This window comes from Paenibacillus hemerocallicola (assembly GCF_006265175.1).
Lineage (GTDB): Bacteria > Bacillota > Bacilli > Paenibacillales > NBRC-103111 > Paenibacillus_AB > Paenibacillus_AB hemerocallicola.
Genome location: NZ_VDCQ01000005.1, coordinates 98305 through 111971, shown reverse-complemented (window position 1 = coordinate 111971; position 13667 = coordinate 98305). Strand labels below are relative to the sequence as shown.

The window sequence follows — 13667 nt, the reverse complement described above, 5'->3', positions numbered from 1 at the left end:
AGTATATTATAATCGCTTTTGCTTGTGAATACAATTTGAACAAAACGGTCCCTATCCGGCTTTATCCGCCGATGGACAGTCCGTCCACCGACAGCATCGCTTCGCCGAGCGCCTCGGACAAGGTCGGATGCGGATGTATAACGCTGCCCACTTCCCATGGCGTCGCGTCCAGCAGCTTGGCGAGCGCCGCTTCCGAGATGAGGTCGGTCGCATGCGGCCCGATCATATGCACGCCGAGCAAGTCGTTCGTTTTCGCGTCCACCACGACTTTTACGAATCCGTCGTTCTCTCCCAATACGAGCGCCTTGCCCAGCGGCTTGAACGAAAATTTCGCCGTCTTCAGCTCGAAGCCTTGCTCGGCCGCCTCGCGTTCGGTCCAGCCGACCGATGCAACCTCGGGGCGGGTGTACACGCATCGCGGCACAAGATGGTCCGGGTGCTTGCGAGTCGGTTTACCCGCGGCATGCTCGGCTGCCGCGATGCCCTCGTGGCCTGCCGCGTGCGCGAGCTGCAGACCTCCGTTCACATCGCCGACCGCGTAAATGTGCGGTTCGGTCGTTTGCAGAAATTCGTTTACTTTGATGACGCCCTTTTCTATGCGGACATCCGTGTTCTCCAGTCCGATCCCGTCTGCATTGGCAATTCGTCCGACAGAGACGAGCATCGTTTCCGACGTCAGCGCTTCCGTTCCTTTGGCCGTCTCCACCGTCATCCGTACGCCATCCTCCTCTGTCGCAACGGAATCGACCAGCAGCTTCGCGCCGGTCATCACGCGGATGCCCCTCTTTTTGAACAAACGCTCCAGCTCCCTGGATATTTCCTCGTCTTCGGTCGGCAGCAGCCGGCGCTCCGCTTCGACGATCGTCACCTCTACGCCGAACTCCTGCAGCATCGTAGCCCATTCCACGCCGATGACTCCGCCGCCAATAATCGCGATCGAGGCCGGAAGACTTTCCATCTCCAGCGCATGGTCGCTCGTCATAATCCGCTTGCCGTCCGCCTCCAGGCCGGGCAGCATGGCGGGTCTGGATCCGGTAGCGATAATCAGCTGCGCAGGTACGAGCGTATCCGTTTCTCCGTCCTCCAGTTCAACCGCTACGGAGCCGCTCCTTGGCGAGAAGATCGACGGACCGATAATGCGACCGTTCCCCCGAATGACTTCGATTTTATGTTTGGTCATCAAATATTGCAGGCCTTTATGCAATTGCTCCACAATCGCGGATTTGCGCGACTGGGCTTTCGCGAGGTCGAACGAAACGGCATTCGCCATAACGCCGAACTCGTCGGCGCGCTTCATCGTGGCATATACTTCCGCGCTTCTCAGCAGCGCTTTGCTCGGAATGCAGCCCTTGTGCAGGCAAGTTCCCCCGAGCTTGTCCCGCTCGACGATCGCAACCGACTTCCCCAGCTGTGCAGCGCGGATGGCCGCCGAATAACCGCCGATACCGCCACCGAGCACGACCAGGTCGAATGTTTTGGACATATGATGATTCCTCCCGTCTTTCGAAACGATGCCTTTATTGTACCAAAAGCGAATTAGACATCAAATAGGATTCGAGATAAGATAGAAGAATGACTACTACTAGGTAAAGAGAGGTCCGCTTCATGAAAGACAAATTCCAGCGGTTCGTCGCCATTCTGCTGCTCATTATACCCGGAGCCGCCGCGACCTACGGCTTTCTTGCCATGAAAGACGCCCTGTTCGCGCAATTCGGGCCGGAGGACGAGAATCCGCATATTTTATGGGGCAAAATGCTGCTCGGCTTCGTCTTGTTCGCGGCCGGTGTCGCATTCATCGGCGGTTGGATTTTTTTCCGCGACCGCAAGCGCAATTATGTCGCTCCCCGTTTCCGCGCAAAAAAAAAGCGGTCCTAGTATGAATTCGGCACGGATTGCGCCAAAATCACATTAAAACCGTCAGCCTTGGTACTGATAACCTCCAGATGTCGGATTAGTATGGATTGGCGCATATAATGAGCCCGTAGACGGTCTGACCAGGCAAGCGGAATAAAAAGTTCCGCTATTCCTTCAGAGAGCCGCTAAAATGGGGCGTGGAGGAAGGATTAGTTCCTTTATTCACAGTTATATGGCCGTCTGAAGGTCGTTTTGCTCGAATAGAGGAACAAATAGTTCCGTTTGTACTGTTCTGTCGCATTTTACCCGGCAATAGAGGAACTTATAGTTCCCTTCCTATCAAGCAACGGAAATCAGACTCATGCAGGTACCGTCTAGGCGCGGCCGAACCTGTCCAGCCAACGGACCCACTTATGCCGCTCGATCCATGCCGTGATCGAGCTTCTTTCCGCTGTCCGGTGCATGGCGGCCAGCATGAAAAGCCCTGTCGCCTGCAGCCAGACGGGAGCGGCGATCGCCATTGTGCAGCCCAAGACGAACCCGAGCAGGTTGGAGCCGCAATCCCCCAGCATATGCTTTCCCTTCAAATCGCCGGGCATAAGGGCCAATCCCCCGGCTATGCTCGGCAGAAGCCATACGCAGCGGGTCCAGTCCGCACTCGCCGCTATCAGGATTGCCGCCCCGATATAGAATCCTTTCCATGCCCGCCCCGGCCGTACATCCAACAAATTCAGCGCATTGGCCGACAATACGATCGTTATCCAATCGACCAGCGATTCCGCAAAATTGCCGCTCTCGCGCAAAACGATCCATAACGCGGCGACTACGATTACGGCCGCTTTGACGACTCCCGTGGACAAAGTCCGGGTATCCCGCCATTTTCGCCAATGTCCTCCGAGTCCTTTCACCGTGCGGTCCCCTACGGAATCATCCAGCCACCCGACCGCGAATACGAGCAGGAACGCGGCCATAGGACCGCGAGCGATCGTATCCGCCGCCGGCGTACGACCTATCGAAGCCGTCAACTCCAAGCCCGTATAAAACGCGGCGAACAAGATGATCAAGACGACGCCGGTTCCGACAGGAATAATATCGCCTGCGTAGTTCGAGGACACCAAACCGTGCTGCCGCAAAAAGCGAACAACCGCGGGAAGCGCCAACCGGCCCAACAGATACAGGCAGACGATCGACAAAAACGGGATGATCATGGAACGGGCCTCATCCATCTGTACAGCATCGTCTTCCCGACAGCGAGCAGCTGATTGCCGCGGTGCCAAAAACCGGGCAGCGATTTTCCGGTTTCGCGGTGATGGAGCGGCAAAGGAATTTCGCAAATGCGGTAACCCAAGCGGGCCGCATCAATCGTCAAACCGACCTCGATGCCGAACCCTTCGGGCAGCCGGCCGACTTGACGGAGAAGTTGGCTTCTAACCGCACGCTGCCCCGACAAAGGGGCTTCGAATCGGAGACCCGTCAGCTTGAATATACCGCCGCCGGCGAACCGTTTTACGATACCGAAGCCTCCGCGCGCAGACGGAGCGGAAAATCGCGCTATCGCCATATCCGCGTCTCCGTTCAAAACCGGCTCCAGCAGTCCGGCCAAATGTACGGCGGAATGCTCCAGATCGGCATCCACGAACAAGACCACATCCCCGCTCGCCCGCGTCCAGCCGGAACGCAGCGCAGCGCCTTTGCCCAGCCGGCGGGTATGCTCGATGACGACAGTCGCCCAGCGGGCGGCTTCGTCGGCGGTCTTGTCCGTGCTCCCGTCATCGACGACGATCAACTCCGTCCATAGCGGGGAGGCAGATTCGCCCCGGATCCGGTGAAGTGCCTCCAAGGTTGCGCCGATTCTCCGTTCTTCGTTCCAAGCGGGGACGATAATCGATACCGTTGTTCCCATCTTCTCGCTCCTTCTTCCGCTTCATCCGCGTATCCGGCGGATCCTTTATCAGTTGCCGGATAGCTGCAGTCCGGGTATCATGTGCAGCAGCGGCTTTTTGGGCTGCTGCCACAAGCTCGCCCCTTTCGCATCGACCAGCTTGTGTCCGATCATCATGCGGACAAGCAGCGTGCTGGCCATGCCCGCCCGACCTTTCTCCAAAAAATCGACCGGCTGGCTGTGCGACCCTACGATAACGATCGTCACGGCGTCCTGCTCGAAAGCGATCCGCATCGCGACATCCTCGCTCGTCCCCGGCGCGGCTATCGTATCGCAGGGCAGTCCGAGGCGCCGAAGCCGTTCCAGTCCGGGAGCTTTGCCGTCCATATAAGCGTGGACGAGCAGCTGAGCCCCGCTATGAAGCGTCTCGTCCGTGACGCTATCCATGTCGCCAATGATTATATCCGGCTTATAGCCTTGATTAATCAACGCGTCGGCCCCGCCGTCAACCCCGACCAGCACCGGCTTCATTGCCATTATGTAATCGCGCAATGCGGACAAATCCGCCTTGTAGCCTTTTCCCCGGGAAACGATAACGACAGGCTTCGTTCCGATCTTTTTGCGAAGAGGCGGGATCGCAAGAGGCTTTCGCAGCATATCCAGTTCGTCCATCGCATAACGAAGCGTGTTTTCCGCAAAGTCGAGCAGCGTATGTCCAAAATTCCATTCCGCCGTCCGATTCGCCCCGTGCAGTTCTTCATAGCCGAACTCCTTGTACGGAACGGCTATATTTCGGCTTAGGAGCAACCCTTCGCTAAACTGAACTTTTTCACCATCCTGAATGTCGCCGAAATGCTCTTCGCCGATTTCGAATATGGGAATTCCGGCTTGCAGCAAGCATAACGGCCCTGCATGCGGAAATGTGCCCGTCATCGTCCTTGCAGCATTTACAATCGCTTTCACGCCCGCTTGCAGCAGACCTTCCGCGGCGGGCGCATCCAAATCGGCATGACGGATCAAGGCGATCTCTTCCGGCCGGACGGAACGGAGCAGCTGCTTCGTATTGGAATCGGATCGAACGGTACCTTCGATATCGGCTATCGGCCTCGCGCTTTTTGCCACCATACCGGTCCCTCCGCAGCGAATACATTGTGTCGTTCGGTATTAGTCTGGACAATTTGGACGGTCGTCATGCGCAAATGAGAAAAACCCCCCGCTTCTTTATAGCGGAGGGATGCTTTCCGGAATCATGTCCGGTTATAAACCTGTATACGATTTTCAGTACTTATTGCACTCTTGCTGCAGTTTGATGAACTGGACCAAAAATTCGTCCAACTGCTGGCTCATCTCCAGCACGGTGTCGTCCGCAAAGGTGCCTTTCTCCATGGCTAGCGCCACCAAATCCCCGCGAAGCTGCTCAATTGTCTCAGCTTCTTCCAACAATACCGCGTTCATGTGTTTTCATTCCTCTTTCGTATTTGATCTTTTCATGTCGTTTTTATTCTAGAAATCATTATAATACGATCCGCCCGTCGGTGTTTGTCACTTCTTGTCACGCACTTTTCAATTTTTTGTGAACATCGGACACGATCGTCCAGCATTCCGCTTAATCCGGCCATTAACAAGGGCGTGTTTCGAGTCGTATCCTTTCATCACGACACCATTCCCGTAATTGCCCGGGCATTCCCCAACTTTTATCTGAAATTAAGGTTCCGCCCGGTAGTTTTTGATATAGTGGGAAAAACGGCCGTCACCCATCATTTTCGTCCAATAGAAAGGGGTTCATACGCATGAAATCAAGAAAATCCAGTAGTACGAACAAGCTATGGATGGGGATTTCCATCGTCCTGTTCGTACTGCTTGCGGGAGTATCCGTATTTGCCTTTACGAAAGGCGGAGAACCAAAAGATACCGTTGTCGCGACCGTGAACGGAGTCGAGATCGGCAAGCAGCAGCTGTTCGACGAACTGATCCGCAACGGCGGCGCGCAAGTGTTGAACAATTTGATCAACGAAGAACTGGTCAAGCAGGAAGCGGATAAAGCCGGTGTCCAAGTAACCGATGCCGACCTGAATAAAGAGCTGGACTCGTTCAAGAAAAGCTTGTCTTTATCTTCGGACGAGGAATTCGACATGATGCTCATGCAGTACGGCATGACCAAGGACGAGCTGAAGAAGCAGATGCCGATGCAGGTGCGCCTGCGCAAGCTGCTCGAGCCGAAGACAGACGTCACCGAAGAGGAAATGAAGAAATATTATGACGAAAACAAAGAGATGCTGGCAACACCGGAGCAAGTGAAGGCATCGCACATTTTGGTTTCGACCAAAGAGGAATCGGAAGCGATATTGGCCCAGTTGAATACGGGCGCCGACTTTGCCCAATTGGCCAAGGAGAAATCGATCGATCCGGGGTCGAAGGACAACGGCGGAGACTTGAGCTACTTCGCGAAGGGAAAAATGGTAAAGGAATTCGAGGACGCCGCTTTCACCCTCCCCGTCGGCCAAATAAGCAACGTCGTACAAACGGAGCACGGGTTCCATATTATTAAGGTTACGGATAAGAAAGCGGCCGTGACGCCGACCTTTGAGGAGAAAAAGAACGAAATAAGGGAAACGCTGGTCATGCAAGAGGTTCAAGAGCTGTCCAACACCTGGATGCAAGAAGTAGCTGGTAAAGCGAACGTTACGAACACATTGCAAGACGTTTGACCATTGAGACATTTCCATGGATGAGTGTCAGGTGGAATCCCGTCCATTTCCGCGACTTAAATAAAAGCCGTTTCCTCCATGTCGGGGAAGCGGCTTTTGCATGAACGGGTTAAGATTTTAACGGCAATTCAATTTCTTTCCCCGCACGGGCGGATTCGTATATGGCCAGCACGATTTCTACAGCATCGCGTCCTTCTCTGCCGGTAATGAGAGGGGCCCGATTATTGCGCACGGCATCGATCATATCCTGAATTTGCACATAGGTCGTGTCCGCCGGCGGAGCGGCTTTGTCGTCTCCGAACTTCCGCCGCATATCCGCCTCTTCCGCCGCCATATCGTCTCCTCGTATTTTCCACTCCGTAATCAGGTTGTCCTTCATCGCGATTCCGCCGTCCGTACCAAAAATTTCGAGCGAGGTGCCAAACCCCGGATAAGCCGCCGTCGTGCCTACGATCGTAGCAAGCGCCCCGTTCCTGAACTTGACCAGCGCCACGCCCAAATCCTCCGTTTCGATCCGATGCGCACTCACCTGCGTATGACCGACTACGGATTGGACCGGACCCATCATCCATTGTAGCAAATCGATCGTATGAACAGCCTGATTCATCAGCGATCCGCCGCCGTCCCATGCCCACGTGCCTCTCCAGCCGCCGTTCTGGTCATAATATTCCTGGGTTCGGAACCATTTGACTTGCGCGTTCGCCAACATCGGCTTGCCCAGACGTCCGGCGTCGATGGCCTGCTTCATCTCAAGTACGGCGGGCATCAGCCGGATTTGGAAAATGCATCCGAGCTGCAGCTGCCGCGTGGCGAACGCTTCGATGGCGCGGTCGATCCGTTCAAGCGTTATATCGAGCGGCTTCTCCGTAATCGCATGCTTGCCCGCTTCGGCGATTTGCAGCAGCATCTCGGTATGAAGGCCGCTCGGAGTGCAGACGTGAACGAGATCGATGTCGTCGCGCTTCAGCATTTCTCCGAGATCGGTATAGGCGTCGACCTCATACTTGGCGGCGAACCGTTCCGCCGTTTCCTTGTTTTTGTCGCAAACCGCCAACAGCTCTGCGCCCTCCGCCCGGATAAGCGCTTCGATGTGTGCACGGCCGCGTCCGAGTCCGATGACGGCCGCCCCTACGTTCGATTTGTCCCGTTTCTTGTTCATATCGTGATATCCCCCTTCAATTTATGCAAAACGATTCCGTATAACCGCCTGCTCGTCCGCTTCGATCGTCGCCCTGCTGGCCGCTACGATGTCCTGGTGCGTAAACGAGCCCGGTTTGCCTTCCACGCGATCAAGAAAATCGCTCAATGCCGTAGACGAATCCGCATCCGGCTGCAAATAAATCCCGCCTTGATCCGGTCCGTCGCCGCGCGTGATGCGCAGCCGCGTCTTTTCTTTCCCTTCTGCCGGATCGTAACAAACTCCGTACTCCGCATACCCTTCCGTCCCCGCGATGACGATGCGGCTGTAGCGCCCGTCCTTGTTGTTCGCCGGCGTATGCCAATCCGCATACAGCTGGGCCGAGGTGCCGTCTCCCATCACGACCTGCACGCATGCGGCATCGTAAAAATCGGGGTATTCGGGCAAAATGGTTTTCGACATGACGCTTTGCGTCATCACGATCTCTTGGCCCGTCAGCCAGCGCAGCAAGTCCATATCGTGAATAAGCAGGTCGATGAGCACTCCGCCGTTGCGCTCTTTGGAGAAATGCCACGCATCGCGCGAAGCGGGCATCAGCTTGTGGGGACTGCTAATATAAATCGTAACGAGCTGCCCCAAAGCGCCCGACTCGATTTCCCTTTTCAATGCGGTCAAGTAGCCCCAGAATCGCTTCGGCAGCATCATTCCGATCTGAATCGCGCCGCGCCGGACGACGGCTTCGAGCCGCTGAAGTCCGGACCGGTCGGTAACGGCCGGCTTGTCGAGCAGTAGATGTTGGCCGTTCCGTTCGCAAGCTTCGATCAGATCGATTTTCTCATTGTTGACCGCCGAGGATCCGACAATATGTACGTTACGATTCAACAATTCCTCCGCACGCTCTACGATCGGAATGTTGAAACGTTCCGCATATTGGCGCGCAAGCTTCCAATCTTCGGGATCATATATTCCGGCGCAAGTATGCCCCCTGTCCAGCATATCCGCGATAAAGCTTTGAATGTGTCCGTGACGACAACCGACAACCCCAAACCGATAAGACATTCGCTACCGTCTCCCCGCATTTTCCGTATGTTTTGCTGCTTTCGTACTACAGAATAACAAAAAGGGCGTCGACCGTATACGTAACCGAAATGACATTTTCTTTGCTATTGTAAACCTTTTATCGATCGATTCATGACGGTTCATAACCTTTACTTATATCCTCCTTCGACCTAGCATGATATGATGGGGAGAGACGGGGGTGAAGCCGATGAGTCGGCAAGCAAACGGCTTTTTGTTCGAATTGGATCAGGGCGGTTGGATGCTCATAAATCCCGTAGCCCCTCATACATACCGGATCCGGCTGAACGATACCGGATTATTTCCCGAACCGGCTCTAGTCCGTTATGGCGTTGTCGGCCAGCCCCGCGATCGCGTTCCGTACTCGACTGAACGCGACGGAAATACGATCTCCGTGCATACCGAAGCGGCAAAACTGTGCGTCGAATCGACGGACGGACAATTTCGCTGGAACGATAGCGACGGGAACGCCTGCGTTTGCACGACCGAGGCTCCATGGTCCTCGGCTTCGGCCGGCTTCGGCATGCGGTTGGCCCTTCTCGAAGAAGAAGCGATATACGGACTCGGGGACGTGGCTCCCGACCGGATCGATCGGCGAGGCCAGAAGGCGGATATGTGGGTCGCCGGGACCAATTTCCATTCCCCGGTTCCGTTCCTCATGAGCAGCCGGGGTTGGGCCGTCTTGATGAATACTTCTTGGAAGCATTCCATCGACATCGGGAAGGAGAGCAAGGATCGTATTCTGATCTCCGGTCCGGAAGGCGAGCTCGATTTTTATCTTATTTGCGGAAACGGCTATGAACAACTGATGAACCGTTATACCGATATAGCCGGTAAACCTCGACTGCTGCCGATGTGGGCGTACGGCCTTCATTATTTTTGCAGCGTGGAATCGGGCGGCAGGCAAATTGTGGAGGATGCTCTGAAGTTCCGTCAAGAGGGGATTCCATGCGATCTGATCGGCCTGTCGGACGGCTGGACGGCCGCGGTTCCGGACGGCTCCGGAAGCGGACCCGGGGATACACGCCGCCTCGTTATTTCATCCGACCCGGGCAGCGAATCGTCCGCGTTCATCGATACGCTGCACAGGCACGGCTTCAAGCTCAGTCTATTGCTTTCGTGCGATCATGACGTTACCGCCTTGGAGGGACGGCCGGCAGACCTTCCTTCGTCGTCATCGGGCGGGGAAACGGAAAAAGCATGGTTCGACCAATTGCTCGCCTTTATCGACGACGGCGTCGACGCGTTCAAAGTTCCGAGTCAAAATCAGACGATTCCGCATCCCGACCGGCGCTACGCCAACGGAATGTCGGATAACGAGCTGCATAACCTGTATCCGATTTTGCTCGGCAAGCAAATGTACGAGGGCTACCGCGCAAAAACCGGCAAACGGCCGATGATTCACGCCGTGGTCGGCTATACCGGCATGCAGCAGTTTACCGCCACCGAATGCGGAAAATACGGTTTGCGGTCGACAGCCGTCATTTCCGCGCTAAATTCCGGTTTATCCGGCCATGTGCATACGGCGATTCATATGCACGTAGACGAGCCGGAAGGCATTCATGCCGGTTTTTTGCTGCCTTGGGCGCAAAACAATTCCGGCAGACATTTCCGCCATCCGTGCTTTCTGGAAGAAAAGCAGCGCGGGCTGTTCCGCTTGTATGCGCGTCTGCGCTACAGACTGTTGCCCTACTTGTATTCGACCGCGCATACGGCTTCGCTGACGGGTATGCCCATTGCCAGGGCGATGCCGCTCGCCTTTCCGGACGACCCGAATTGCCGCCGCTTGAGCAGCCAATACATGCTTGGCGCGGAATTGCTTGTGGCCGTTTTCACCAACCTCGTCTATTTGCCGAAAGGCGTTTGGATCGACTATTGGACGGGAGATCGCTTCGAAGGTCCGGCTGCGATCGATTACAAGGTGCCCGAGCATGCGGGCGGTCCGCTTTTCGTACGTGCGGGAGCGATTATACCGATGCGGCCGGATATGGACTTTATCGGTCAAACAAGCGCGGAACGGATCGTGCTGCACGTTTATCCGCATGGATTTAACGAGACCGTACTGCGCGAGGATGACGGCGTCAGCTTCGAATATGAGGATGGTCGGGTATCGACTACCCGCATACGATGCGAGGCAGTCGGAGATCGGATCGAGATTCGTATTTGGCGGCGCGGAGGAACTTATGTGGGTATGCCGCAGCATCGCGGCTACGAGGTGATCGTGCATACTGACGAAAAACCGGCGGCGGTTCATCTTGGTGGAGAACGGAGCTTGGAGCAAACGCCGAGCTCCGCTCGAAGAAATCCTCTGACCGGTTGGAAATTCGATCGGACCGCAGGCACGCTCCGGCTGTTTGCCGAGGAAGCACCGAACGACGGAGAGCCGCTCCGGATCGAAATCGGCTATCGTTCCCCGGAGCCGGAACAGTCGAACGTGCAAAAGCAAGACAGCGCCGAATCGCTGCCGCTTTCAGGAAGAGGCACGGACGAGACCCGCGACGATTCCGTCCAATGGCTCCATATCGCGTTGGACACCTGCGTCCTGGCCGAAGTTGAAGCCGCCTTAACCTCATGGTGGAACGGCAAAATGAACGTCTCCGGCTCGCCCTCCGACCATTGGCGGACGCACCTGCTCGACGGTTGTCTGCTGTTAATCCGCCATGCGGAACGTCGAGGCTGGAGCTTTGACGACGGCTTCGGTTCCGACATTGCCAACCCTCTGTCGCACGCGGACATCCGGGCTCCGGAGCAGGGCTTCTCGCTGCTGCTTCAATTGGCGGGAGAAGTGATTTCCGCGGCGAAGAGAACGGTCGAGTCGGTAAGGCATCCGATTATTCGCGAGACCGTCGCCCTTGTGCAGCGGGAGCTTCACAAGAAGCTGTCTTTGCAGGAGGCTGCCGACCGGGGCGGGATCCATCCCGTTTATTTGAGCCGTCTGTTCAAGAAGGAGATCGGTCTCCCCTTCTCCGATTACGTGCTTCAGCAGCGGATGCAGCGGGCCAAAGCGTTGCTCGAATCCGGCATGAAAGTATATGAAGCAGCGGCGGCGAGCGGATTTCAGGATGCCAGTCATTTCTCTCGCGTCTACAGCCACTATTGGGGGCAAGCACCGATCCATTTCCGCAACAAAAAGGAATGACAAACCAAAAAGCCGCAAAATCATCGGTCCATGTCGCATGATGATTTTGCGGTATTCTACGACAGCAGCATATTTCGCCTACAGAAGTACACGCCACGCGCGATCGTTGAACGATTGGCACCCAATCCTTCGTTCGCGATACCGCTTATCGAGACAATAGCGGAAATTGCGTATGCTATTGCACCGAAAAGCAGTGCCGTCAGCAAAATAAAGGAAAACGATTCCTCTATTCCGCTGTCAAGCACCTCTTTTCACACCGTGAGCTCGAAATAACGGAAGCATGTGCCGTTATATTCAGGAGTGTAGCGAAAATCGAGACAATAGCGGAATCCAATGCCGTTATATAAAGGCAACGCCTTGTCACGTCCTCCCCAAACTCGTATACGGATCATGTTGTCGTCGTTTTTAACGTTTACGGCAAATAGGAGTCTACGGGTTCAACCAGCAGCTGATTGTCTTTTACCATATATTTCACTCCAATCTGTTTGCCTTTTTGGAAATCCGGAATATGGACGACCGGAATGGCGGTTCTGATTACCGCATTTACGATTTCGCCGTTTTCTTTGGTCAAAGTCAAATCGAGCAATACGACCGGCTGTTCGTCAAGTCTCGAGTTCGTTTGCCGGATCGAGTTGATCGTCGCCCGAGCGTCGATCCCGTTCGTCAATATTTGTTTCCGTTTGTTCAATTCCGCTTTATTCGAGCGGATGAGCTTCATTGCTCTGACCATCGTAATGGAAGCTGTGAGGATGGATAATACGACAAGTGCAATAATAATCTTGGCAGTAGTGTCCATGACACACCTCCTCAATCCATTGCTCCGCTGTGCGAGTCCCGACTAGAATAGTAAAAAATGCCGCTCCTTTAAAGGTTTTTAAGGAACCAGTAAATTAGCGGCATTTTATTGTGTTCTAAAACTCCTTACCCTTTCACGACACTTTATGCTCGATCCTCAGCTTGTCCGCCACCATCGCGATGAACTCGCTATTGGTCGGCTTCGACTTGCTGATGTTGATCGTGTAGCCGAACAGGTGGCTGATGCTGTCGATATTGCCGCGCGTCCAAGCGACTTCGATCGCGTGGCGGATGGCGCGCTCGACACGGCTGGGGGTCGTTTTGTATTTGTCGGCAATGGCCGGATAGAGCGTTTTCGTAATGGCTCCCAATATTTCGATATTGTTGTACACCATCGTAATCGCTTCCCGCAAATATTGATACCCTTTAATATGCGCGGGCACTCCGATTTCGTGAATGATGCTCGTGATGTTCGCGTCGAGATTTCTGCCCTTCGTAATCGGTACGACATTCGGCTTCATCGAGATATGGGAAGTCATCGGACTCGTATTGGTGACAAGCTGACGAATCCGATTCGTCAAAATTTCCATATCGAAAGGTTTTAATATGTAATAGGAGGCGCCCAGCTGGACCGCTTTTTGCGTGATGTTTTCTTGACCGAACGCGGTCAGCATGATGATTTTCGGCTGCGGGTTCAAATTCATCTCGCGCAGCTTCTCCAGCACGCCAAGCCCGTCGAGATGCGGCATGATGATATCGAGAATGAGCACGTCCGGGGCTTTATTGTTGAGCTCGATATAAGAGAGCACTTCATTCCCGTTATATGCGACGCCGGCCACCACCATATCGTCTTGCTCGGAGATAAATTCGGAAAGCAGGTTAGTAAATTCCCGGTTGTCATCGGCCAATAACACTTCGATCTTTTGCAACATCATATCCTCCTTCAATTGTTGTAAAATGTGATGGTTTTATTCCACTACTAAATATTTTCGACAAGGCAGATCAATTTCCTTCTGTCGAAAAATTTTTTTCTTTTATTTTTTCGAAAAATCATCTATAATGAAATTTTTCTTT

Annotated in this window: 12 protein-coding genes; 3 read left to right on the top strand and 9 right to left on the bottom strand. The window is 54.5% G+C overall.

Features of this window, described 5'->3' with window-relative positions:
• Positions 1-61 precede the first annotated feature (61 nt).
• On the bottom strand, positions 62-1483 hold the full coding sequence (gene lpdA / locus FE784_RS05210) for a dihydrolipoyl dehydrogenase (RefSeq protein ID WP_139601069.1): 1422 nt from the start codon (positions 1481-1483) through the stop codon (positions 62-64).
• Between the two features lie 122 nt (positions 1484-1605).
• Here lpdA and FE784_RS05205 point away from each other — a divergent pair, with 122 nt between their 5' ends.
• Positions 1606-1875 (top strand): DUF2627 domain-containing protein, encoded by a 270-nt coding sequence (locus FE784_RS05205; RefSeq protein WP_139601068.1) that lies wholly within the window; start codon positions 1606-1608, stop codon positions 1873-1875.
• A gap of 353 nt (positions 1876-2228) precedes the next feature.
• Here FE784_RS05205 and FE784_RS05200 read toward each other — a convergent pair whose 3' ends face one another.
• The 4 genes from FE784_RS05200 to FE784_RS05185 all read right to left on the bottom strand — a co-directional run bounded on the left by FE784_RS05200 (position 2229) and on the right by FE784_RS05185 (position 5191).
• The gene (locus tag FE784_RS05200) at positions 2229-3062 is read right to left on the bottom strand and encodes a hypothetical protein (RefSeq protein ID WP_139601067.1); all 834 of its coding nucleotides are present in this window, start codon (positions 3060-3062) and stop codon (positions 2229-2231) included.
• Entirely contained in the window at positions 3059-3757 is a 699-nt protein-coding gene (locus FE784_RS05195) for a glycosyltransferase family 2 protein (protein ID WP_139601066.1), read from the bottom strand. The genes FE784_RS05200 and FE784_RS05195 overlap by 4 nt, the downstream gene beginning before the upstream one ends.
• Before the next feature lie 48 nt (positions 3758-3805).
• Positions 3806-4861: a putative cytokinetic ring protein SteA gene (gene steA / locus FE784_RS05190; protein ID WP_139601065.1), complete on the bottom strand. Its 1056-nt coding sequence runs from the start codon at positions 4859-4861 to the stop codon at positions 3806-3808.
• Between the two features lie 153 nt (positions 4862-5014).
• Positions 5015-5191, bottom strand: coding sequence for an aspartyl-phosphate phosphatase Spo0E family protein (locus FE784_RS05185; RefSeq protein ID WP_139601064.1), 177 nt, complete (start codon positions 5189-5191; stop codon positions 5015-5017).
• Positions 5192-5526: 335 nt separating this feature from the next.
• Here FE784_RS05185 and FE784_RS05180 point away from each other — a divergent pair, with 335 nt between their 5' ends.
• A complete protein-coding gene (locus tag FE784_RS05180) occupies positions 5527-6444 on the top strand; it encodes a peptidylprolyl isomerase (RefSeq protein ID WP_139601063.1) in 918 nt (305 codons plus the stop codon).
• 109 nt (positions 6445-6553) lie between these two features.
• On the opposite strand, the gene FE784_RS05175 is transcribed toward FE784_RS05180, so the two are convergent.
• Both FE784_RS05175 and FE784_RS05170 read right to left on the bottom strand, forming a co-directional pair.
• Positions 6554-7603, bottom strand: coding sequence for a Gfo/Idh/MocA family protein (locus FE784_RS05175; RefSeq protein WP_139601062.1), 1050 nt, complete (start codon positions 7601-7603; stop codon positions 6554-6556).
• A 21-nt stretch (positions 7604-7624) separates the two neighbouring features.
• Positions 7625-8641 carry a Gfo/Idh/MocA family protein gene (locus FE784_RS05170; RefSeq protein WP_139601061.1) on the bottom strand — a complete coding sequence of 339 codons (1017 nt, stop codon included), beginning with the start codon at positions 8639-8641 and terminating at the stop codon, positions 7625-7627.
• Positions 8642-8849: 208 nt separating this feature from the next.
• On the opposite strand from FE784_RS05170, the gene FE784_RS05165 reads away from it, so the two are divergent.
• Positions 8850-11798: a helix-turn-helix domain-containing protein gene (locus FE784_RS05165; RefSeq protein ID WP_139601060.1), complete on the top strand. Its 2949-nt coding sequence runs from the start codon at positions 8850-8852 to the stop codon at positions 11796-11798.
• A 412-nt stretch (positions 11799-12210) separates the two neighbouring features.
• Here the strand turns inward: FE784_RS05165 and FE784_RS05160 are convergent, their stop codons facing one another.
• Entirely contained in the window at positions 12211-12594 is a 384-nt protein-coding gene (locus FE784_RS05160; RefSeq protein WP_139601059.1) for a hypothetical protein, read from the bottom strand.
• Between the two features lie 133 nt (positions 12595-12727).
• On the bottom strand, positions 12728-13522 hold the full coding sequence (spo0A, locus tag FE784_RS05155; RefSeq protein ID WP_139601198.1) for a sporulation transcription factor Spo0A: 795 nt from the start codon (positions 13520-13522) through the stop codon (positions 12728-12730).
• Between the last annotated feature and the right edge of the window lie 145 nt (positions 13523-13667).

What these genes read in the sequence shown, in the direction of transcription:
- FE784_RS05200 (WP_139601067.1), bottom strand. Translation starts at nt 3,062, where the DNA reads ATGATCATCCCGTTTTTGTCGATCGTCTGCCTGTATCTGTTGGGCCGG.
- FE784_RS05165 (WP_139601060.1), top strand. Translation starts at nt 8,850, where the DNA reads ATGAGTCGGCAAGCAAACGGCTTTTTGTTCGAATTGGATCAGGGCGGT.
- FE784_RS05185 (WP_139601064.1), bottom strand. Translation starts at nt 5,191, where the DNA reads ATGAACGCGGTATTGTTGGAAGAAGCTGAGACAATTGAGCAGCTTCGC.
- steA (WP_139601065.1), bottom strand. Translation starts at nt 4,861, where the DNA reads ATGGTGGCAAAAAGCGCGAGGCCGATAGCCGATATCGAAGGTACCGTT.
- FE784_RS05175 (WP_139601062.1), bottom strand. Translation starts at nt 7,603, where the DNA reads ATGAACAAGAAACGGGACAAATCGAACGTAGGGGCGGCCGTCATCGGA.
- FE784_RS05160 (WP_139601059.1), bottom strand. Translation starts at nt 12,594, where the DNA reads ATGGACACTACTGCCAAGATTATTATTGCACTTGTCGTATTATCCATC.
- FE784_RS05180 (WP_139601063.1), top strand. Translation starts at nt 5,527, where the DNA reads ATGAAATCAAGAAAATCCAGTAGTACGAACAAGCTATGGATGGGGATT.
- lpdA (WP_139601069.1), bottom strand. Translation starts at nt 1,483, where the DNA reads ATGTCCAAAACATTCGACCTGGTCGTGCTCGGTGGCGGTATCGGCGGT.
- FE784_RS05205 (WP_139601068.1), top strand. Translation starts at nt 1,606, where the DNA reads ATGAAAGACAAATTCCAGCGGTTCGTCGCCATTCTGCTGCTCATTATA.
- FE784_RS05195 (WP_139601066.1), bottom strand. Translation starts at nt 3,757, where the DNA reads ATGGGAACAACGGTATCGATTATCGTCCCCGCTTGGAACGAAGAACGG.
- FE784_RS05170 (WP_139601061.1), bottom strand. Translation starts at nt 8,641, where the DNA reads ATGTCTTATCGGTTTGGGGTTGTCGGTTGTCGTCACGGACACATTCAA.